The sequence below is a fragment of the Pseudomonas sp. MWU16-30323 genome (assembly GCF_020515595.1).
Lineage (GTDB): Bacteria > Pseudomonadota > Gammaproteobacteria > Pseudomonadales > Pseudomonadaceae > Aquipseudomonas > Aquipseudomonas yamanorum.
In genome coordinates, this window is the sequence record NZ_JAIWYM010000004.1 from 154,242 (window position 1) to 173,603 (window position 19,362).

A 19,362-nucleotide genomic window follows, 5' to 3' on the forward strand; every position below is an offset into this window, starting at 1 on the left:
ACAAGTTCGATGTCAGTTTCTAAAAAGTGTACTCGGCGCCTGCGCCGGCGTACCACGAGCGTCCCGGCGCGGCTTCGTAATAGCGGACATTGCCGTCTCCGACGATCACCGACCCTACGTACTGGCGATCCAGCAGGTTATCCAGGCGCAGGGTTTGGTGAAACGTCCAATGCTCCACCTTCTGCTCAAACCGTGCCCGCCAGTTGAACACGCTGTAGCCCGGTGCCGCGTGTTGCTGGTTGGTGTCTTCGACGTAGACCTTGCTGCGGTACATGCCTTCCAGGGCGGTGCTGACCCAGTCCCGGGGTTTCCAGTTCAGTTCGGCGAATAAGGTGGTTTGCGGGACGCCGGGGAGGTAGTTGCCTTTGTCCACGGGTTTGCCGCCGCCGATGAAGTCGCTGTCGTAGGTGGCTTGCAGGCGGGTGTAGGCGATGTTGCTGCTCCACTGTTCGCTGAGCTGGCTTTCGATACCCAGTTCGAAACCACGGCGCAGGGTGCGGCCGGCGTTCTGGTAGCTGGTACGGCCGCCGTTTGATTGGTCCACCACCAGCTCATCCTCGGTGGTGATCTGGAAGACAGCAGCGTTCACCCGGGTGTCGTTCAGCTGCGCCTTCAAACCCACTTCATATTGCGTACTTTCGGACGGCTTCAGGCCGAAGTTGAACCCTTCGATATTGCCTGGCGCATACGCCAGTTCCGCCTGGGTCGGCGTCTCGAAACCCTTGCCGGCACTGACGTAACCGTGCAGGTCGGGCGTGAAGGCGTACATCACGCTCACGGACGGCGTGTTCTTCTGGTAGGTCTTGTTGCCGCTGGAGTCGCCGTTGCTCAGGAACTGGTCGTCGACGTCCAGTTCCATGGTGCTGTGGCGGACTCCGGCTTGCAGGGTCCAGCGGTCGATGGCCCAGTTGGCCTGGATGTAGGGGTCGAGGCTGCGGGCGGTGTCGATTTCATCCCGGCGTAGCTGGCCTTTTACGCCAAGGGTAGTGCCGCTGTAGTTCTGGTAGCCGTGGCGGCTGTCTTCGCTCTGGTCGAAATCCAGGCCGGTGATGATCATCAGCTCGCCCGGCACGCTGTCGATGGGCTGCATCCAGCGCACGGAGCCGCCGTAGAACTTGCGGTCGAATTGCACCACGCCGCCGCCGCGTTCGTTGGCGGGCGTTCCCTTGGGAATCGACAAGTACTGAATCACGCTTCGCCGCCCGGTGTAGGCATTCACCTGCAGCGTTGCCTCACCAAAGTACCGCTCGTAATTCATCCCCACTTGCTGGTGGTCGATGCTCTTGCGGGTGTTGTACAGCTCGGCGGCGCTGCTGACCGAGCGCGGGTCAGCCTTGTATGCATCCCACGCCTGCCCCAGCGGATCCTGGGTGCCGTTCTGCTCCAGGCTGCTGTAGATCAGCGCCAGTTTGCTGTCTTCGTCCGGCTCGAAATTGAGTTTGGCAAAGGTCTGGTCGCGGCGGGCGCTGCTGTGGTCGCGATAGCCATCGGTGTCCATGCGCGAGGCATCCAGCACGAAGCCTGCGCCGTCTGCCGCGCCTTCGGCGGTCAGGTGGTTCTTGCTCAGGCCGTCACCGCCCACCAGTGTCTCGGCACCGATGCGCGGCGGGCCTTCGCCGTTGCGGGAAAACATCTGGATTACGCCGCCCGCATTGCTGCCATACAGCGTAGCGGCCGGGCCGCGCAGCACTTCGATGCGCTCGGCGGTATCGAGGTTGAACGTGGCGGCCTGACCCTGGCCGTCCGGGGTGCTGGCAGGGATGCCGTCGGCGATCAGCTTGATACCGCGCACCCCAAACGCCGAGCGGGCACCGAAGCCTCGGGAGGAAATCTGCAAGTCCTGGGCGTAGTTCTGGCGGTTTTGAACCACCAGGCCAGGCACGCGGGACAAGGCTTCGGAGGCATTGATGCCCAGTTGGCCGTCGCTGATTTGCTCGCGGCTGATGCTGTCCACGGAATAAGGCAGGTCAAACGACGGGCTGGCGCTACGCGAGCCGGTGACCACGCTAGGGTCGAGGACCAGCGGAGCCTCGTCGGCCTGGGCGCCGTTACACAGTCCCAGAAGGCCGGGAAGCAACAGGGCGAAGCGTTTGGGGGCAACAACTTTCATGAGTAAACCAGCATCCATGACGCACAAAAGTGCGCGAGTTTAACGATTCAGCCAGCTTTTACCATTTCGGAATCCTCCTACATGGCGCGGCGGTGCACGGGGTCTGGGGCACGTACAGGGCCGATGTTAGCGTTGCTGGCCATTCAGAGGGTCGGCCATGACACTAAAAATGACTGCTGCGCTAAGCATTGGAATCCTTGTGTTGAGCGGCTGTGGAACGGCCAATACGGTATTGCGCGAGGATGCGGCAGCGGCACGAGAACTCAGAAAGCAAAAAACCTATTGTCAGTCGATTCCTCGTGTCTACAGTGGGGTTGCCTTTGATTTCTGCCGGCTGCACGCCGCGCCGGACCTCACTGGCGTGATGATGCCATTCGTTCTATTGGATATAACGGTTTCAGGCATTGTTGATACAGTGGTCCTGCCCTATACGGTCTACCGGCAAGGAACTGATGGCAACATCAGTATCTATTGGCGCCCGGGTTCATAAACGGATCCAGTAGGGTTGTATGGGCCAGGGGTGAATGCCCACACTTATGCCAAATGGAGTTGTCCGTGAGTCTTGCGACCAAATTTCTTCTCGCCGCGGTACTGGTTTCCACCGCCGGTTGCGGCACCATCAACACGGTGTTTCGCCCGGACGCCGTTGCCAGCCAGAACCTCAAGGAATCGCGCAGTTATTGTGAAAACGTGCCGCGTATCTACAGTGGGGTGATCTACGGTTTTTGCACATTGAACGGCGCCCCCGACACCACCAAAGAGCACATGCGCGATGCCTCCGGCTCATTGCCGATCTTCGCCGCCGAACTCGTGGGCTCCGGCTTGCTCGACACCCTCGTGCTGCCCTACACGGTCTACCGCCAGAACAGGGACGGCAGCATCGAGATATTCCGTTAGGCCCGCAGTGACAACCGGTCGCCACAATCCCTAGATCATCCCGTGGCGTGTTTACGCTATAATCCCGCCCTTTAGCTGTTTCTCCCCCAGGCGAGAAGCACACTTTTTTCAGGCGTGACGCGCCTGCATGCAGACTAAAAGAGGCTAGACCCCTGTGGCATTGACGATTCTTGGCCTGTCCGGCGCCCTTAGCCATGATCCTTCCGCAGCCTTGTACATCGACGGCAAGCTGATTGCGGCCGCCGAAGAAGAGCGCTTCGTACGCGACAAACATGCAAAGAACCGCATGCCCTACGAGTCGGCGAAGTTCTGCCTGGAACAAGCCGGTATCAAGCCTTCCGACGTTGACGTGGTTGCGATTCCGTTCGCACCGATCAGCCTGTTCGGCGAGGCCCGCTGGCACTATGCCAAACGTTACTGGTACGCCCCGGACCGCGCCCTCGACGCGATCCTGATGGGCAACCGTCGCTACAAGCGCTATCGCAACAAGATCGTCTGGTGCCTGGAGCAACTGGGCTTCGATCCGAAGAAAATCAAGATCGAACCGGTTGAGCACCACCTGGCCCACGCCTCCAGCGCCTACCATTGCTCGGGCTTCCAGGAGAAGACCGCGATCCTCGGAATCGACGGCAAGGGCGAGTACGCCACCACCTTCTTCGGCTACGGCGAAAACGGCAAGATCCACAAGATCAAGGAATTCTACGATCCGGACTCCCTCGGCGGCCTGTATGGCGCGATCACCGAGTTCCTCGGTTTCGAGATGCTCGACGGTGAGTTCAAGGTCATGGGCATGGCGCCGTATGGCGATGCCAGTAAGTACGATTTCTCGCGCCTGGCCTCCTTTGAAAACGGCGAGCTGGTGATCAACACCGACTACGCCAACGTCATCGGCCTGCGCCGCTACAAAGAGAAGGGCAAGGGGTTCTACTTCTCGCCGAAGCTGATCGAGTGGCTGGGGCCGAAGCGCGAAGGCGACATCGCCGACGAGCCGTACATCCACTACGCGGCCAGCATGCAGGCGCTGTTCGAGAAGCTGGCGTTGCAGATGATCGACCATTACCTGGGTGACATCCTCAAAGACACCGGCAAGCTGGCCTTCGCCGGTGGCTGTGCGCTGAACGTCAAGCTGAACCAGAAGATCATTGCCCGTGACGACGTCAAGGAACTGTTCGTGCAGCCGGCATCCGGCGATGCCGGTACTGCGGTGGGTGCAGCCGCCTACGTGTCCCATGCCCGTGGTGTACCTGTGGAGAAGATGGAACACGTCTATCTCGGCCCGTCCTACAGCAACGAAGACGTGATCGCCGCGTGCGCCAAGCACGAGAGCAAGCCGGTCTGGCGCAAGATCGAAAACATGCCCAAGCGCATCGCCAAGATCATGGTCGACGGCAACCCGGTGGCCTGGTTCCAGGGCCGCATGGAGTTTGGCCCGCGTGCCTTGGGCGGTCGTTCGATCATCGGTTGCCCAAGCGCCACCGGCGTGGCTGACCGGATCAACCACCAGATCAAGTTCCGCGAGCGCTGGAGGCCTTTCTGCCCGTCGATGCTCGACACCGTTGCGCCGCAGATGATCAAGGTCGATCACCCGGCGCCGTTCATGACCTTCACCTTTGAAGTGTCGGAAGAGTGGAAGACCCGCGTGCCGGAAGTGGTCCATGAAGATGGAACCTCCCGTGCCCAGGTGCTCAAGCGCGAATACAACCCGCGCTACTACGACATGATGAAAGAGCTGGAAGTGCTGACCGGCAACGGCGTGTCGCTGAACACCTCGCTCAACCGCCGTGGTGAAGCGATGATCTGCTCGCCGACGGATGCGCTGAATATGTTCTTCGGTTCCGACCTGCAGTACTTGATCATGGAAGACATCCTGGTGGTCAAGGACGGCGTGGACCCTTATGACGCTGTGGTCTAAATGCTGAACCGCTTCCAGGGCTGGCGTGAACGTGGCTGGACGCCTGTCGAGGCCGAGGTTTACGCCCAGGCCTGGCAGCGTTTTGGTGGCAGCGTGGCAACCCATCCGCAGATCGTCGAGCGGCTGGCGCACCTGGCGCAGATTCCGGTGCGTTACCTGGGCTGGGAGCAGGACGGCGAGCTCAAAGGTGCAATTGCTACCTGGGGGCGCGACCTGGCCCTGTCCAAGGACGTGCTCAAGCGCAAAGGCAAAAAAGGCCTGTTTGATCTGGGTAACGCCGAGATCATCCTGCCGATTGCCGCCGATGCGCAGGTGCCGTTGCGCCATCGCGCGCGTTATCTCTCTGCACTGAATGAGGGGCGCGTAAGCACCCTCAAGCCCCAGGCCGAGCAGTTGGCTATGGCGCGCACACCGGAAGAGCTGTCGAAGAAGTTTCGCTACAACCAGCGCCGCGAACTGCGTTTGCTGGAAGAGGCGGGCGGCGTGGTGCGGGCGGTCGGCGAGTTTTCCAGCAGCGAACTGGCGGCCATTTACTGCGACCTGTTCCAGCGGCGCTGGGGTTTCCCGGCTGCGGGGGCCGAGCGTCTGGCCGAAGTGCTGGAGTTGCTCAATGAATTCCTGTTCGGCTCGGTGCTGTTTCTCAATGACGCTGCGATTGCCGTGCAACTGGTGTATCAGGTGCAGGCCCCGCAGTGGGTCAGTGCCGAGTATGTCAACGGCGGTGTCGACCCTGAAACCAAGGCGTTCAGCCCCGGCAGCGTGCTGAGCTTCCTGAATACCCAAAGTGCCTGGGAGCAAGCGCGGGCGAGCGACAAGCCGCTGCGTTTTTCCTTCGGGCGTTCCGATCGTGAATACAAGGAGCGCTGGTGCAACCCGGTGCCGGTGTTCAGCGTATGAGTCGCAAACAGCAACTGCTCAAGCAGCATCGCCGCAACAAGCGTATTGCGTTGTTGGTGGGCCTGTTGCTGCTGGTGGCCGTCGGTGTGCTGGTGGCCTGGTGGTTGCCGCTGCTGCTGGCGGTGGTGCTGTGGGCGGCGCATGAAGCCTGGTTTGCCGACCATCTGTTCTACTCGCCTAAAGACGACTATGAGTACGCGTTTCCTGAAGGGAGCGAGTGCGCGGGCCTGCGTCTTGAAAGCGGGCGCCTGCTGTTGGACACGCCCCTGGTGGGGGATGAAACCCTGATCGTTGGGGTTGAGCTCAATAGCTCGTGGCTTGGGCGTTTTTTCGATCCTGCGGTGGAGTTATCGGGCCTGGATGCACCCGACCGGCAAGTCTTCGAGCGGGGTGTTGCAGGGCGGCGCTACCTCAACCTGACAGGCATGGGCGAAGCGCTGGCCAGCGGTAAGCTGCGCTTGCGCGGGCGCTTCTGCCGCATCAAGGGGCAGCCGACGCTGTGGTTGTTCCGCCAGCCGGATTACCGTCGCCAGCGCGTGATGGTCATTGCGCCCCATGCCGACGATGCCGAACTGGCTGCCTTCAGCCTTTACAGCCAGGCCGATGAGAGCTGGATCGTCACCCTTACAGCGGGCGAAATCGAAGCCGATCACTATCAGCAAATGGGTATGCCCAAGGCCGATGCCGCACGCCTCAAAGGCCGCCTGCGGGCCTGGGACAGCGTCACCGTGCCTCGCTGGGCGGGCGTTCCCGAGGCGCAGTGCGTGCAGTTGGGCTACTTCTGCATGCAACTGCCGGCAATGCAGGCCGCGCCGGATCAGCCCCAGGCTTCCCGGGAAGCCCAGTTGGACGATACGCGGCTGTTTCGCCAGTTCAATGCCCTGGCCTTGCCCGGGGATGTGGACGGTGCCCCGACCTGGAACAACCTGATTGCCGACCTGCGGGCGTTGCTGCTCAAGGCGCGCCCGCAGGTGATCGTGTTGCCAACGCCGCTGCTGGATCCGCACCCGGATCACATTTGCGCCCACGCCGCGATCCTTGAGGCCCTGCAAGGCCTGGAGTGGCAGCCGGGCACATTGCTCGGCTACGCCAACCACCTGCATGATAATGATCGTTGGCCCATGGGCGACTCGGGCGCTGGCGTGGCCTTGCCGCCGCGTTTTGATGCCACGCATGAACTGGTGCCTTGCAGCTTGCCGCTGACGCTGAGCCAGCAGCAGGACAAGGCCATGGCCCTGGGCATGATGCACGACTTGCAGCCGCGGGCGCCGTTCAAGCGCCGTGTGCGCAGGTGCTTGCAGCAATTATTGGCGGGCCGTAGTCCATCGCCTTATGGAGAGAATGAATTCTTCCGCAAGGCGGTGCGCCGCCATGAATTGCTCTGGGTGTTGAAGCAGGACTGAGACCTTATTGAAGGCAGGCTTGCAGCGCCTGCCGCCCTTTTTTTGCCGGGCTGTGTGCCCGCAGCCAGATTGCAGCATGGAGAGTTATGAAACCTCGTTTCAAGGTTTTGCAGTTACAGCCGGACTACAACGTCAAGACCCACGACTTCGCCGACCTCGGCGAGCAGATCGTCAAGGCCTTGCCGGCTGAACGTTTCGAGGTCACATCCGGGTTCCTCAGCGGCCGCCCGCTGCCCGGCCAGCCCCTGAGCGTGGCTGAACACTCCCATTACTTCGAGCTGCCGGAAAAGTCCCTCAAGGGCATCCGTTTCGGCGCCATGTGGCAGATCTACAAATATTGCCGCGAGCAGAAATTCGACGTGGTCATCTGTAACCGCTTCAAGTCGGTCAACATGATGCTGTCCCTCAACCGTTGGTTGAAGATTCCCCTGTGCATCGGCATCTCCCACGGTTTTGGCGAGTACGCCCGTGGCTACCGTCGGCGCCAGACCCAGAAGTGGGTCAGCCCGGCGTGGCGATTTGTCGGGGTGTCGGCCGCGGTCAGGGATTACCTGGTGGACCTCAACTGTGGGTTCACCCGTGAAAACACCACCTTCGTCACCAATGCCATCGACATCCCCCAGGCCGAAGCCTTGCAGTTGCCACGGGATGAAGCGCGCAAGGCCCTGGGCCTGCCGCTGGATGCGCGGATGATTGGCGCCCTGGGCCGCCTGGTGCCGATCAAGGGCCACACCCATTTGCTGCAAGCCTTCGCCACTCTCAAGGATAAATACCCTGAGGCTCAGGTGGGGATCATCGGCTCCGGCCGCGCCGAAGCGGACCTGCGTGCCGACATCGAGCGCCTGGGCCTGACCGGCCGTGCGCACCTGCTGGGCTTTCGCGAAGATGGCATGAAGTACGTGCGCGGTTTCGACATCTGGACCATGCCCTCGCTGTTCGAAGGCCTGGGCCTGGCGCTGCTGGAAGGCATGAGCGGCCATTTGCCGGTCATCGCCTCCAATGGCCCGGCGATGTTGCCGTTGGTGGAAGGTGCAGGCGGGCTGTCCCATGACCCGGGCAACGTCGAGCAACTGGCGGCGGCGCTGGACACTTACCTGGCGTTGAGCGACGAGCAGTTGCGTGCCAAGGGCGAGCAAGTGTTCCGCTACCTGGAAGAAAACCACACCCTGGACGAGTTCCGGCACAAGTATTTGAACCTGATCGAAACCGGTCTGCGTGAAGTAGGTAAAGCATGAGTCTGCAGCAACCCCTGGTCACTGTGATCATCGCCTCCTACAACCATGGCCCGTATATCGAGCAGAGTATCCTCAGTGTGCTCGGCCAGACCTACCCCAACATCGAGTTGCTGGTGGTTGACGATGGCTCCAAGGACGACAGCGTGGAGCGCATCCAGCGTTTGCAGGCCGAGCACGGTTTTGATTTCCAGGTTCAGCAGAACCAGGGCCTGACCAATACCCTCAACGGCGCCATCGCCCGCGCCAAAGGCAGCCTGATTGCGCCGTTCGGTTCCGATGACATCATGTTGCCCGAGCGCATTGCGACCCAGGTTGCCTACATGGAAGGCAAGCCGAAGGTGGGCATCTGTGCCGGCAATATCGAGTTGATTGATGGTGACGGCAAGCCGTACCCGGAGAAGAAGCAGCGCCGCGATTTGCCGTTTCGCAGCCTGGACTTCGATGACCTGTTCCTGGATCGCAAGCCCTTTCCTCCGGCACCGACCCTGATGATCCGTCGGCAGGCGCTGGAAGAGGTCGGGGGGTTCGACCCACTGATTCCGCTGGAAGACTTGTTGATCGAGTTGAAGATCACCCACGCCGGCTACACCATCGACGTGTTGAACGTGGTGATGGCGCGCTATCGCCAGCACGCGACCAATACGTACAAGAATCATCGCTACATGATCCAGAACATCCTCAAGACCTACGGGTTGTTCAGCGATCACCCGGCCTATGATCAGGTTCGCTACAACTTCCTGAACTCGATGTTCCTCAAGACCGCCGACCGCGACCGCCCGCTGGCGCGGGAGATCCTCAAGCAGATTCCCTTGAAGTTCTGGGGTCGCAAGACCTTGCGTGGGTTGGTGCGGCTGTATCTGGCGCCGCAGCGCAGCTCATAGGGCTTCGGCCTGGCCATTGCGTACACCGCAATGGCCAGGGCTTGGAACCTCAGCGGTTCACACCATCACTTGGCCGGGCTCGTGACCTGTACGGCCGGACTGTTGAGCTTCAGCACCTGTTCACGAATCTTCGCCGTCGCGCTTGGCGAGGCAACCGAGGCATAGCCCTTGGCCAATTGCTCGAAATGGGTTTCGAACAGCCAGTTGCGATCCTGGGGATAACGCTGCATGTGCCGCAGGTTGCGCTGGCGCAGGGCGTTACGCAGGGCTGACGGGTAGATGCGCATGTCGGCCACGTCAATCAGGCCGAACTCGCCGTCATCCATCAACAGCACGTTGCCCAAATGCAGGGAGCGGAAGTACACGCCGCGTTCGTGAAGCTGGGCCATGAACCGGCCGAAACGCTCAATCAACGACTCCCGCAGGCTGCTGTCCAGGCTTTGAAGGGCCTGGCGCAGGGTCAGGCCGGGCAGCGGCTGATAACGTACGGCGCTGCTGGCATCCTTTAATTGGTAGAGATTGAGGATGGCCGGTGATGGAATCCCCAATGCACGCAGTTGCTCGCTGTTGCTGGCAAAGCGCTCCGAATAGGGATTGAAGCTGCCCGAGGTGTACCAGCGACGAGGGCGGAACAGCTTGAGGAAGCTGCCATCCTCCAGGCGCAGGACCTTGGGCCCCAGGCCATCGGCTTCAATCACGTGGGCGTTGGCGCACAGCTGTTCGAAGTCTTGAGGTTTCAGGCGTTGAACCGGCATGCGCAGCAGGCTGCGACGACGCTGGGCGATGCTCAGGCCGGCGATCAGCGCCAGCGGGATCCACAGCAGAAACCAGTGCTCTTTTGGCCGCGAAAGAATGCCGCCGCCTTCGGTCAGGCCGGCACCGATGCCGTAGGCCAGCAGGGAGGAGGCCAGGATGAACAACGGCTGTGCACGTTCCTTGAGGCTTTTGTACAGGCCCCAGCCGAGCATGAAGGCCCATGGGATGAAGCCGATGATGCCGACGTAATAGAGTACCCCGAGGGCAAAGCTGTGGGGCTCGCGCAGCTGATAGCTGTCGGGAAGCGTCAGGTACAGTTCTGAGTCGTAGCTGTGGCCGATCCAGGGGTGTTCGGCGATACGCTCAAGCGACATGCCCCAGATTTCGAAGCGGAACGAGCTGCCACGATTGGTGATCAGTTCGGGATAGAGCAGCAACAGCGCCGCAGCCCCCAGCGTCATACAGGTGATCAGCAGGGCCGCGCGCCGATTGCGAGTGGTGAAACTCATCCAGAGTACGGCGAGGATGAGGGCAACCAGCGGCGTTCTCGAGCCGGTGGCCAGCACTGCTGCGGCCATGATTGCCAGTGCCGGAACGCTGAACCAGAGTGCGTGCGGACGCTGGGTGGTCATGCATACGTATAGCCAGTAAACGCAGAAGAATCCGAATACGTGAGAGCTCAGTAGCGCATTATCAAGCGCCCCGCGCCCGCCGATCATTCGCGCGCCCTCCGCGAAGTGGGGGGCAAAAGCCACCAGGCTGCAGGCACTGGAGACCAGCGCAATCAGCGCGGCGCAGAAGAAGATCGGCTTGAACAGCTCGTTGCGGTAATGCAGCAACAGTCCCATACCGGCAAACAACGTGAAGGTATTCGGTGGCCGCTTGAACAAGTCGGAGTCTGTCGTGGGCTCAGGGCTCCAGAACAGGCTGATGAGCGCCCAGCCCGAGAAAACCAGGAAGGCAATCGCCAGGGGCTCGCGCAATACCTGCTTGAGTTCCGCCGGGCGCAGGCACAGCAGCAACAGTGTCGGCGCGGCGAACAGCAGGTAGTAGAACCTGTGCAGCACATTTCGATTGGTAACGAAGAACAGCGCACTCAGGAGCAGCAACAAGCCGATGGGCAGAATCCACAGACAGAGGAAGTCGAAAACGCGGTTTGAGCCATAGGTAAGGCGCTTGGATTGCATACAGAAAAGCCGTTCCAGAATAAAGAAAGCCAACCATACTAAAGTAGTGGCTATACAATGTCGCCCGTTGGATCCAACGGGGCCGCGGTTGTGCCGCGTGCAAGTACAACAGAGAAGCTGTGCTAAAGTCAGCCTCCTTTTTCAAAACCGCCGCGTGATATGACCGACTCCAGTCCGAGCGCAAGCCCTTCGAGCTTGAAAATATACTTCCGTCTGCTCAGCTACGTTAAGCCCTATGCTGGCTTGTTTGCGCTGAGTATCGTCGGCTTTCTGATTTTCGCGTCGACCCAGCCGATGCTGGGCTACATCCTCAAGTACTTTGTCGACGGCCTGTCCAACCCTGAAGCGGTGTTGTTCCCCACGGTACCTGTGCTGCGGGACCTGCAATTGCTGCAGGCCGTGCCGCTGCTGATCATCCTGATCGCCGCGTGGCAGGGCCTCGGCTCGTTCCTGGGCAACTACCTGCTGGCCAAGGTGTCCCTGGGCCTGGTGCATGACCTGCGGGTGCAACTGTTCAACAACTTGCTGACCTTGCCGAATCGCTATTTCGACAATCACAACTCCGGGCACCTGATTTCCCGCATCACCTTCAACGTGACCATGGTCACTGGTGCGGCGACCGATGCCATCAAGGTGGTGATTCGCGAAGGCATGACGGTGATCTTCCTGTTCGCCTCGCTGCTGTATATGAACTGGCGCTTGACCCTGGTGATGATCGCGATCCTGCCGTTGATTGCCGTGATGGTCAGCACCGCGAGCAAGAAATTCCGCAAGCAGAGCAAGAAGATCCAGGTTGCCATGGGGGACGTCACCCATGTCGCCTCGGAAACCATCCAGGGCTACCGCGTGGTGCGCAGCTTCGGCGGTGAGGTGTATGAGCAGAAGCGCTTCCTCAAGGCCAGCCTGAGCAACACCAACAAGCAACTGCGCATGACCCGTACCGGCGCGATCTACACGCCGGCGCTGCAACTGGTGATCTACAGCGCCATGGCGGTGCTGATGTTCCTGGTTCTGTACCTTCGCGGCGATGCTTCCGCAGGTGACATGGTGGCCTACATCACGTTGGCCGGCCTGTTGCCCAAGCCGATTCGCCAGCTCTCTGAAGTCAGCTCGACCATCCAGAAAGGCGTGGCCGGTGCCGAAAGCATTTTCGAGCAGTTGGACGAAGATGTGGAAATCGATCGCGGCACCATCGAGCGCGACAAGGTCAGCGGCCGCCTGGAAGTGCGCAACCTGAACTTCACCTACCCGGGCACCGATCGCCATGTCCTCAAGGACATTACCTTTACCGCAGAGCCTGGGCAGATGGTTGCCCTGGTGGGCCGTTCGGGCAGCGGCAAGTCGACCCTGGCCAGCCTGATCCCGCGTTTCTACCACCACGAGAGCGGTGAGATCCTGCTCGATGGCGTGGAAATCGAAGACTATCGCCTGCTCAACCTGCGTCGGCACATCGCCCAGGTGACCCAGCACGTGACCCTGTTCAGCGACACCGTGACCAACAACATCGCCTACGGTGACCTGGCCGGTGCCCCGCGGGCCGATGTCGAGGCGGCGGCGGCCGATGCCTATGCCAAGGACTTCATCGACCAGTTGCCCAAAGGCTTCGATACCCAGGTCGGCGAAAACGGCGTGCTGCTGTCCGGTGGCCAGCGCCAGCGCCTGGCCATTGCCCGGGCCCTGCTCAAGAACGCGCCATTGCTGATCCTCGACGAGGCGACCTCGGCGCTGGATACCGAGTCGGAGCGCCATATCCAGGCGGCCCTGGACAAAGTCATGCAAGGCCGCACGACCCTGGTGATTGCCCACCGCCTGTCGACCATCGAGAAGGCCGACCTGATCCTGGTCATGGACGATGGCCGGATTGTCGAGCGCGGTACCCACGGCGAACTGCTGGCGCAAAACGGTTATTACGCCCGCTTGCACGCCATGGGCCTGGACGCGCCGATCCCGGCCGACATCACCTGATTTGTCGGAGCCGGCTTGCCGGCTCCTACATTGCACAAGCCTCTGACAACCCTGTGGTAATATCGCGCCCCTGTTCATTTTGTATGTGGGTTGCTCCATGAAGTTGTCCATGCCGCGATTCGATCAAGCCCCTGTCTTGGTGGTCGGCGATGTCATGCTCGACCGTTACTGGCATGGCGGTACCTCACGGATTTCCCCTGAGGCACCGGTACCGGTAGTCAAGGTCGAGCAAATCGAAGACCGTCCAGGTGGCGCTGCCAACGTTGCCCTCAATATTGCTGCGCTCGGCGCCCCGGCCTCCCTCGTGGGTGTGACCGGCGACGACGAAGCCGCCGACAGCCTGGCCAACAGCCTGCGGGGTGCTGGTGTGCGTGCGTTGTTCCAGCGCATTCCCCACCAGCCGACCATCGTCAAGCTGCGGGTCATGAGCCGGCACCAGCAATTGCTGCGTATCGATTTTGAAGAACCCTTCGCCACCGACGCCCTGGCCCTAAGCGCCCAGGTTGACGAGTTGCTCGAAGGCATCAAGGTGCTGGTGCTGTCCGACTACGGCAAAGGCGCCTTGAGAAACCACCAGATGCTGATCCAGGCCGCCAAGGCCCGGGGCATTCCGGTACTGGCGGATCCCAAGGGCAAGGACTTCTCGATTTATCGGGGCGCGAGCCTGATCACGCCGAACCTCAGCGAATTTGAAACCATCGTCGGCGGTTGCGTCGATGAGCACGAGCTGGTGACCAAGGGTGCCAAACTCATGGCCGACCTCGACCTGGGCGCCTTGCTGGTGACCCGTGGCGAACATGGCATGACCTTGCTGCGCCCTGATCACCCTGCAATGCACCTGCCAGCGCGAGCCCGTGAAGTGTTCGACGTGACCGGTGCCGGCGACACGGTGATTTCCACCCTGGCGGCCTCCATTGCCGCTGGTGAAGAGTTGCCTCACGCAGTGGCCCTGGCCAATCTTGCAGCGGGCATTGTGGTTGGCAAGCTGGGTACGGCTGCCATCAGCGCACCTGAGCTGCGCCGCGCCATTCAGCGTTCCGAGGGTTCGGAGCGGGGTGTGTTGAGTATCGAACAACTGCTGTTGGCAATTGACGATGCCCGTGCCCATAAAGAGAGCATTGTCTTCACCAATGGTTGCTTCGACATCCTCCACGCCGGTCACGTGACGTACCTGGAGCAGGCGCGGGCCCAAGGCGATCGCTTGATCGTGGCGGTCAACGACGATGCGTCGGTCAGTCGCCTGAAAGGGCCTGGTCGCCCGATCAACAGTGTCGACCGTCGCATGGCGGTACTGGCGGGCTTGGGGGCGGTGGACTGGGTGATCAGCTTTGCCGAGGGGACGCCGGAAAACCTGTTGGCTCAGGTCAAGCCGGACGTGCTGGTCAAGGGTGGTGATTATTCGGTCGACCAGGTGGTGGGGGCCGATATCGTCAGTGCTTATGGCGGCAAGGTCAAAGTGCTGGGGTTGGTTGAAAACAGCTCGACCACGGCAATCGTGGAAAAAATCCGCAGTAACTGATTGTGGGAGCGGGCTTGCTCGCGAAAGCGGTGGATCAGCGGGCAGATGCAGTGACTGATACAGCGCATTCGCGAGCAAGCCCGCTCCCTCATTTGACCGCCGCGACCTGGCGTCCGGTTACGGGTTGGCTTTTTTCTTCGGCACGATCTTGCGCAAGATCTGCCGCGCCTTACCCGTCAAGCGCTTCAATTTCGATTCTTTCTCCGGCGCACTCAACCCTTGCTGGCGCAGCCAATCCTTCCAGCGGATCCGCTCATCACGCACCACCCAGCCTTCCTGTTGGGCAAAGCTCTCTGCCAGATACAACCCTCGCGTACTCGCCGGATACAGCTGATCCTTCTTCAAGGTATACAGCTCTGCACATGGCTGTCCGTCCTTGAGCGGCATCAGGTACAGGTCCGGGCGTTGCCGGTCCAGGCGGGCCACCAGTTGGTCACCCTCCAGGCGCTCGTCCACATGAAACAGGCTCAGGGACTTTGCTTCCTTGGGCACTTCCAGGCGCAAGTCATAAATCAACTGCAGCGAAGCCGTCGGCAGGTGCACGTAAGCCCGTGGCCGTTCAATCAACTGCATGGTGGCGCAGCGCACCGGGCGCGCGGCCCCGGACAGCGGTGAGAGGCGAAACGGCAACGCTTCGCGGTAGTGCAGGGCAGACGAGTAGGGTGCCGGTAGCCAGGTGTCGTTGAAGCGCCCGCCCAGCCAGCCTTCCGGGGTTTCCAGCAGGCATTCCTCGGCGATTTCCTGGATGGCGGTGTGCAGTGGCAGGTTCAGTTCGTGGGCCGGCACATAACCGGAGATCAGCTTGAGCACAACGTCGCCACGGTCTTGCCGACGCTGGCGCACCAGCACCCAGTAATCACGGTTCTGCCAATGCAGCGTCAGGCGCACCGAGACACCAAGGTTGGCCAGCTCCAGCACGAAACGCTCAGTGTCTTTCACCTCCACCGGCTTGCGCCGTTGCAGGGTCTGGGCGAAGTTGAGCGGCATGCCGACGCTCTGGTAACTCAAGCCTTCGGGCGTGGCTTCGACATGCAGCGGCAGTGTTTTAAAGTTACTCGGGTTTTTTCTAATGAGCGTTCGCGCCATGTCGGCTCCTTCTTGCGTCGGGGTCGGCCGCGTCGGCGGCATCAGAGTTGGCGAATGACCTTGGCAGCGGTCGCTACGTTATGGGCGAGGTGCAGCGGATTAATGGTCCCGACAATAGCACTGGCGACGCCGGTTTGCGCAAACAACAACATGAAACTGGCGTAAATTGGATCCACTCCTGATTCCAGGCAGACATGGCCACTGGCTAGTGCCTTTTTCACCAGGATGCCTTTGCCGTGGGCGGCCGCATAATCAATGACGGCTTTTTCGGCCTGTTCGTTCAGATTGTAGGTGACCATGGCGCAATCGCCTTGTTCCAGAGCCTTTACGCCGCCCTCGACGGTTTTGCCGGAGAAGCCGAAACCACGGATCTTGCCCTCACGCTTGAGGTCCGCCAGGGTCTGGTAAACCTCGCAGTCGTTGAGGATGTGCAGGTCGTTGCCGTCGGAGTGCACCAGCACCAGGTCGATAAAATCCGTTTCAAGTCGTTTCAGACTGCGCTCCACTGAAAGCCGGGTATGGGCCGCGCTGAAATCGTGATGGGACACGCCCTCGGCGAACTCCTCACCCACCTTGCTGACGATCACCCATTCCTGGCGCTGGCCGCGCAACAGCGGGCCCAGGCGTTCTTCGCTGCGGCCATAAGCGGGCGCCGTGTCGATCAGGTTGATGCCCAATTGCCGGGCCTGGCGCAGCAGCATCCGCGCGGCATCGTCATCAGGAATCTGGAAACCGTTGGGGTATTTCACCCCTTGGTCACGGCCCAGCTTGACGGTGCCCAAACCCAGCGGCGAAACCAGCAGGCCGGTACTGCCCAACGGGCGATGAAGGTCATGCAGGGTCGGCAGGGTCATGGTAGCAGTTGCTCCCAGGCAGGTTGGGCGATGGCGGGCTTTGGCAGGTCGGGGAGCATTTGCGTGGCACTTGGCTTGATGCCGTCACGTTCCAGTGTGTTGATCACACGGTCAGCGAAGTCCGGCGCCAATGCCAGCTTGGTCGGCCAGCCCACCAGCAGGCGATCCTGTTCGGCGAGGAAGGCGTTGTCCGGGCGGGTCAGGCCAGACTGCAACGGTTCGGCGCGGTCCACGCGCAGGGTCGCCCATTGGGTTTGGCTCATGTCGATCCAGGGCAGCAACTGCGCCAACTCCTTTTGTGCGGTGGCGATCTGCTGTTCCGGGGTACGGGCCACACCTTCGGCCTCGGCGATATCACCGCCCAGGTACCACACCCAATTGCCATCGGCGGCGGGGTGCGTGGTCACGGTGATGCGTGGCTTGGTGCCGCCACCCAGGCAATGGGCATAGAGCGGCTTCAGGCCGGGGCCCTTGGCGATGATCATGTGCAACGGCCGGCGTTGCATGGCGGGTTGGCTCAGGCCCAGGGCGCTGAGCAAATCCGCGGTGCCGCCACCGGCGCTGAGGACGATACGTTGGGCACGGATCTCGCGGCCATCGACCTTCAGGCCTGCCAGGGTGCCGTCTTCCATTAACGGTTCGATCTTCTCCCCGGCGAGCAAGCCGTCACCGGCCAGTTGCGCCAGGCGCTCGATCAGGCTCGGGACGTCGATCACCAGTTCGGCCAGGCGGTAGACCTTGCCCTTGAAGCGGCGGTCTTGCAGGGCCGGTGGCAGGTCATCGCCCTTCACTTGATCCACGCGGCCGCGCACGGCCTTGCTGGCGAAGAAGCTGGTGAGGTTGCCGGCGATGGTGCCCGGCGACCACAAATAGTGGGCTTCGGACAATAGGCGCACACCGGAAAGATCCAGTTCACCGTTGCCTGCCAGGGCTTCGCGCCAGCGGCGGGGCATGTCGGCGATGGCTTCGGAGGCGCCGGTCAGGGCGCCATGCAGTGCGTATTTCGCACCGCCGTGGATGATCCCCTGGGACTTCACGCTTTGCCCACCGCCGAGGGTGGCACTTTCCACCAGTACCGTGGAAAAGCCCTGGCGGCGCAGGCGCGCATTGAGCCAGAGGCCGGCAACCCCGGCGCCGACAATCAGAACGTCGGTGGAAATAACGGATGGCATGCAGCGACCTCAGTGTTCAAGACAAGAGGCGCAGTATACAGGCACAGAGCGGTGGCGATTTGTCGGTGATCAGTGCCCGGCCGTTTTCGAGAACAACTGAATCACCACCACCCCAAGCACAATCAGGCCCATCCCCAGCATCGCCGGGATATCCAGTTTCTGCCCATAGATAAACAGTGCGGCGATGCTGACCATCACAATGCCCATCCCGGCCCACACCGCATACGCCACGCCCACCGGCACGGTGCGCACTACCAGCGTCAGCATCCAGAAGGCCACGCCGTAGCCGACGATCACCAGCAATAGCGGGATCGGCGTGCTGAACCCCTTGATCGCTTTCATGGAAACGGTAGCAATCACTTCCGAGCAAATGGCAATGGCCAGGTAATAGTAGGCGGCGTTCATGGGTAAATCCTCGGTACAGGGGTTCAACCGCAGGAGCGAGCTTGCTCGCGAAAATCGTCAACGATAACGCAGCGTTCTCAGGTTTTTCGCGAGCAAGCTCGCTCCTACAAAGGTCGGCATTCTAGAGACTTACCAGATGCGGTAAAGTCATTACCTATCTGAATTAAAGATGGGTTGAGCCATGAGCGTGCAGTGGAGTCTTGAGCAAATGCGCCTGTTTGTCAGTGTCGCCGAGCAGCGTTCGTTTTCGGCGGCGGCGCGGGACCAGCGCAGGGCGCAGTCGGCGGTCAGCAGCGGAATTGCCCTGTTGGAGGCAGACCTGGGCGTGTGTCTGTTCGATCGCAGCAGTGGCCGTCAGCCCCGCCTGACCGAGGCCGGCACAGTTTTGCTCGAGGAGGCGCGAGAGGTCTTGCGCCAGTGCGAGCGCCTGAATGGCCGCGCCTTGTCGTTGATGCGTGGGGAGGAAGCCTGCCTGCGCCTGGCTCAGGATGAAGCCATGCTCTATCAGCCGGTGCTTAATAGCCTGGAAAGATTGGCGGGAAAATTCCCGAATCTGGAGGTGCAGCTTTCCAGCAGTGCCCAGGGCGATGTCGCGCGCAAGCTGGTGGAGCGCAAGGCGGACCTGGGGATGCTGTTCTATCACGACCAAATCCCCGAAGCCCTGGAGCGTCGGGTGGTGGGCAGCGTCGAAATGGTCACCGTGTGCGGCGTCGGGCATCCCATGGCCAAGGAAGCGTTCGTCGATTGCCAGCGGCTGGCGCAGTATCGCCAACTGTTGATGTCCACGCAGACCAGCGTTTACCCCGGCAGCGAGGCCGCGAGTCCGCAGGTATGGCGCGCCGACAGTTTCTACGTGTTGGCGGAATGGCTGGCCCGCGGCCTGGGTTGGGCGTGGTTGCCGCGGCATGTGGTGCAGTACCCGACCTACCAGAACCAGATGGTTGAACTGAACAGCGAATGGACCCCGCCAGCGCTGGTGGTGGAACTGGTGTGGCGCCGCGATGAGCCCCTCGGCCCGGCCGCGCGTTTCTTTGCCGAGCGTTTTGCCGAGTGCTTGCAGGCGATCGACTGAAAAAGCCGATA

General features: G+C 61.3%; 16 protein-coding genes. 10 read left to right on the plus strand and 6 right to left on the minus strand.

The window, feature by feature from the left end:
• Positions 1 to 19: 19 nt before the first annotated feature.
• Entirely contained in the window at positions 20 to 2,110 is a 2,091-nt protein-coding gene (locus LIY45_RS07175) for a TonB-dependent receptor (RefSeq protein WP_226475819.1), read from the minus strand.
• A gap of 157 nt (positions 2,111 to 2,267) precedes the next feature.
• On the opposite strand from LIY45_RS07175, the gene LIY45_RS07180 reads away from it, so the two are divergent.
• The 7 genes from LIY45_RS07180 (at position 2,268) to LIY45_RS07210 (ending at position 9,335) form a co-directional block, all read left to right on the plus strand.
• Positions 2,268 to 2,600 carry a YceK/YidQ family lipoprotein gene (locus tag LIY45_RS07180; RefSeq protein WP_226475820.1) on the plus strand — a complete coding sequence of 111 codons (333 nt, stop codon included), beginning with the start codon at positions 2,268 to 2,270 and terminating at the stop codon, positions 2,598 to 2,600.
• Between the two features lie 53 nt (positions 2,601 to 2,653).
• Positions 2,654 to 3,007: a YceK/YidQ family lipoprotein gene (locus LIY45_RS07185; RefSeq protein ID WP_226475821.1), complete on the plus strand. Its 354-nt coding sequence runs from the start codon at positions 2,654 to 2,656 to the stop codon at positions 3,005 to 3,007.
• A gap of 154 nt (positions 3,008 to 3,161) precedes the next feature.
• Complete coding sequence (locus LIY45_RS07190; RefSeq protein WP_063033420.1) at positions 3,162 to 4,919, plus strand: carbamoyltransferase; 1,758 nt, start codon at positions 3,162 to 3,164, stop codon at positions 4,917 to 4,919.
• The gene (locus tag LIY45_RS07195; protein WP_226475822.1) at positions 4,920 to 5,816 is read left to right on the plus strand and encodes a GNAT family N-acetyltransferase; all 897 of its coding nucleotides are present in this window, start codon (positions 4,920 to 4,922) and stop codon (positions 5,814 to 5,816) included.
• The gene (locus tag LIY45_RS07200; protein WP_226475823.1) at positions 5,813 to 7,219 is read left to right on the plus strand and encodes a PIG-L family deacetylase; all 1,407 of its coding nucleotides are present in this window, start codon (positions 5,813 to 5,815) and stop codon (positions 7,217 to 7,219) included. The genes LIY45_RS07195 and LIY45_RS07200 overlap by 4 nt, the downstream gene beginning before the upstream one ends.
• Before the next feature lie 86 nt (positions 7,220 to 7,305).
• Positions 7,306 to 8,454 (plus strand): glycosyltransferase family 4 protein, encoded by a 1,149-nt coding sequence (locus tag LIY45_RS07205; RefSeq protein ID WP_177025896.1) that lies wholly within the window; start codon positions 7,306 to 7,308, stop codon positions 8,452 to 8,454.
• Positions 8,451 to 9,335 (plus strand): glycosyltransferase, encoded by an 885-nt coding sequence (locus LIY45_RS07210; RefSeq protein WP_177076117.1) that lies wholly within the window; start codon positions 8,451 to 8,453, stop codon positions 9,333 to 9,335. Before LIY45_RS07205 ends, LIY45_RS07210 begins: the two co-directional genes overlap by 4 nt.
• Before the next feature lie 65 nt (positions 9,336 to 9,400).
• Here LIY45_RS07210 and LIY45_RS07215 read toward each other — a convergent pair whose 3' ends face one another.
• Positions 9,401 to 11,278 (minus strand): O-antigen ligase family protein, encoded by a 1,878-nt coding sequence (locus tag LIY45_RS07215; RefSeq protein ID WP_226475824.1) that lies wholly within the window; start codon positions 11,276 to 11,278, stop codon positions 9,401 to 9,403.
• A 159-nt stretch (positions 11,279 to 11,437) separates the two neighbouring features.
• On the opposite strand from LIY45_RS07215, the gene msbA reads away from it, so the two are divergent.
• Entirely contained in the window at positions 11,438 to 13,243 is a 1,806-nt protein-coding gene (gene msbA, locus LIY45_RS07220; protein ID WP_026078079.1) for a lipid A export permease/ATP-binding protein MsbA, read from the plus strand.
• A 97-nt stretch (positions 13,244 to 13,340) separates the two neighbouring features.
• Positions 13,341 to 14,762: a bifunctional D-glycero-beta-D-manno-heptose-7-phosphate kinase/D-glycero-beta-D-manno-heptose 1-phosphate adenylyltransferase HldE gene (hldE, locus tag LIY45_RS07225; RefSeq protein ID WP_026078080.1), complete on the plus strand. Its 1,422-nt coding sequence runs from the start codon at positions 13,341 to 13,343 to the stop codon at positions 14,760 to 14,762.
• 117 nt (positions 14,763 to 14,879) lie between these two features.
• Here hldE and LIY45_RS07230 read toward each other — a convergent pair whose 3' ends face one another.
• The 4 genes from LIY45_RS07230 to LIY45_RS07245 form a co-directional block, all read right to left on the minus strand.
• On the minus strand, positions 14,880 to 15,848 hold the full coding sequence (locus tag LIY45_RS07230) for a hypothetical protein (protein ID WP_063033413.1): 969 nt from the start codon (positions 15,846 to 15,848) through the stop codon (positions 14,880 to 14,882).
• 41 nt (positions 15,849 to 15,889) lie between these two features.
• The gene (locus tag LIY45_RS07235) at positions 15,890 to 16,702 is read right to left on the minus strand and encodes an aldo/keto reductase (RefSeq protein ID WP_226475825.1); all 813 of its coding nucleotides are present in this window, start codon (positions 16,700 to 16,702) and stop codon (positions 15,890 to 15,892) included.
• On the minus strand, positions 16,699 to 17,874 hold the full coding sequence (locus LIY45_RS07240) for an FAD-dependent oxidoreductase (protein WP_226475826.1): 1,176 nt from the start codon (positions 17,872 to 17,874) through the stop codon (positions 16,699 to 16,701). Before LIY45_RS07240 ends, LIY45_RS07235 begins: the two co-directional genes overlap by 4 nt.
• A gap of 69 nt (positions 17,875 to 17,943) precedes the next feature.
• Positions 17,944 to 18,279, minus strand: coding sequence for a multidrug efflux SMR transporter (locus LIY45_RS07245; RefSeq protein WP_003209492.1), 336 nt, complete (start codon positions 18,277 to 18,279; stop codon positions 17,944 to 17,946).
• A 181-nt stretch (positions 18,280 to 18,460) separates the two neighbouring features.
• On the opposite strand from LIY45_RS07245, the gene LIY45_RS07250 reads away from it, so the two are divergent.
• Entirely contained in the window at positions 18,461 to 19,351 is an 891-nt protein-coding gene (locus LIY45_RS07250; RefSeq protein WP_226475827.1) for a LysR family transcriptional regulator, read from the plus strand.
• Positions 19,352 to 19,362: the final 11 nt, after the last annotated feature.

Bases quoted from the DNA above. Each gene is read 5' to 3' on its own strand.
- msbA (WP_026078079.1), top strand. From the start codon at position 11,438: ATGACCGACTCCAGTCCGAGCGCAAGCCCTTCGAGCTTGAAAATATAC.
- LIY45_RS07210 (WP_177076117.1), top strand. From the start codon at position 8,451: ATGAGTCTGCAGCAACCCCTGGTCACTGTGATCATCGCCTCCTACAAC.
- LIY45_RS07200 (WP_226475823.1), top strand. From the start codon at position 5,813: ATGAGTCGCAAACAGCAACTGCTCAAGCAGCATCGCCGCAACAAGCGT.
- LIY45_RS07205 (WP_177025896.1), top strand. From the start codon at position 7,306: ATGAAACCTCGTTTCAAGGTTTTGCAGTTACAGCCGGACTACAACGTC.
- LIY45_RS07195 (WP_226475822.1), top strand. From the start codon at position 4,920: ATGCTGAACCGCTTCCAGGGCTGGCGTGAACGTGGCTGGACGCCTGTC.
- LIY45_RS07230 (WP_063033413.1), bottom strand. From the start codon at position 15,848: ATGGCGCGAACGCTCATTAGAAAAAACCCGAGTAACTTTAAAACACTG.
- LIY45_RS07235 (WP_226475825.1), bottom strand. From the start codon at position 16,702: ATGACCCTGCCGACCCTGCATGACCTTCATCGCCCGTTGGGCAGTACC.
- LIY45_RS07245 (WP_003209492.1), bottom strand. From the start codon at position 18,279: ATGAACGCCGCCTACTATTACCTGGCCATTGCCATTTGCTCGGAAGTG.
- LIY45_RS07215 (WP_226475824.1), bottom strand. From the start codon at position 11,278: ATGCAATCCAAGCGCCTTACCTATGGCTCAAACCGCGTTTTCGACTTC.
- hldE (WP_026078080.1), top strand. From the start codon at position 13,341: ATGAAGTTGTCCATGCCGCGATTCGATCAAGCCCCTGTCTTGGTGGTC.
- LIY45_RS07180 (WP_226475820.1), top strand. From the start codon at position 2,268: ATGACACTAAAAATGACTGCTGCGCTAAGCATTGGAATCCTTGTGTTG.
- LIY45_RS07185 (WP_226475821.1), top strand. From the start codon at position 2,654: ATGGAGTTGTCCGTGAGTCTTGCGACCAAATTTCTTCTCGCCGCGGTA.
- LIY45_RS07240 (WP_226475826.1), bottom strand. From the start codon at position 17,874: ATGCCATCCGTTATTTCCACCGACGTTCTGATTGTCGGCGCCGGGGTT.
- LIY45_RS07175 (WP_226475819.1), bottom strand. From the start codon at position 2,110: ATGAAAGTTGTTGCCCCCAAACGCTTCGCCCTGTTGCTTCCCGGCCTT.
- LIY45_RS07250 (WP_226475827.1), top strand. From the start codon at position 18,461: ATGAGCGTGCAGTGGAGTCTTGAGCAAATGCGCCTGTTTGTCAGTGTC.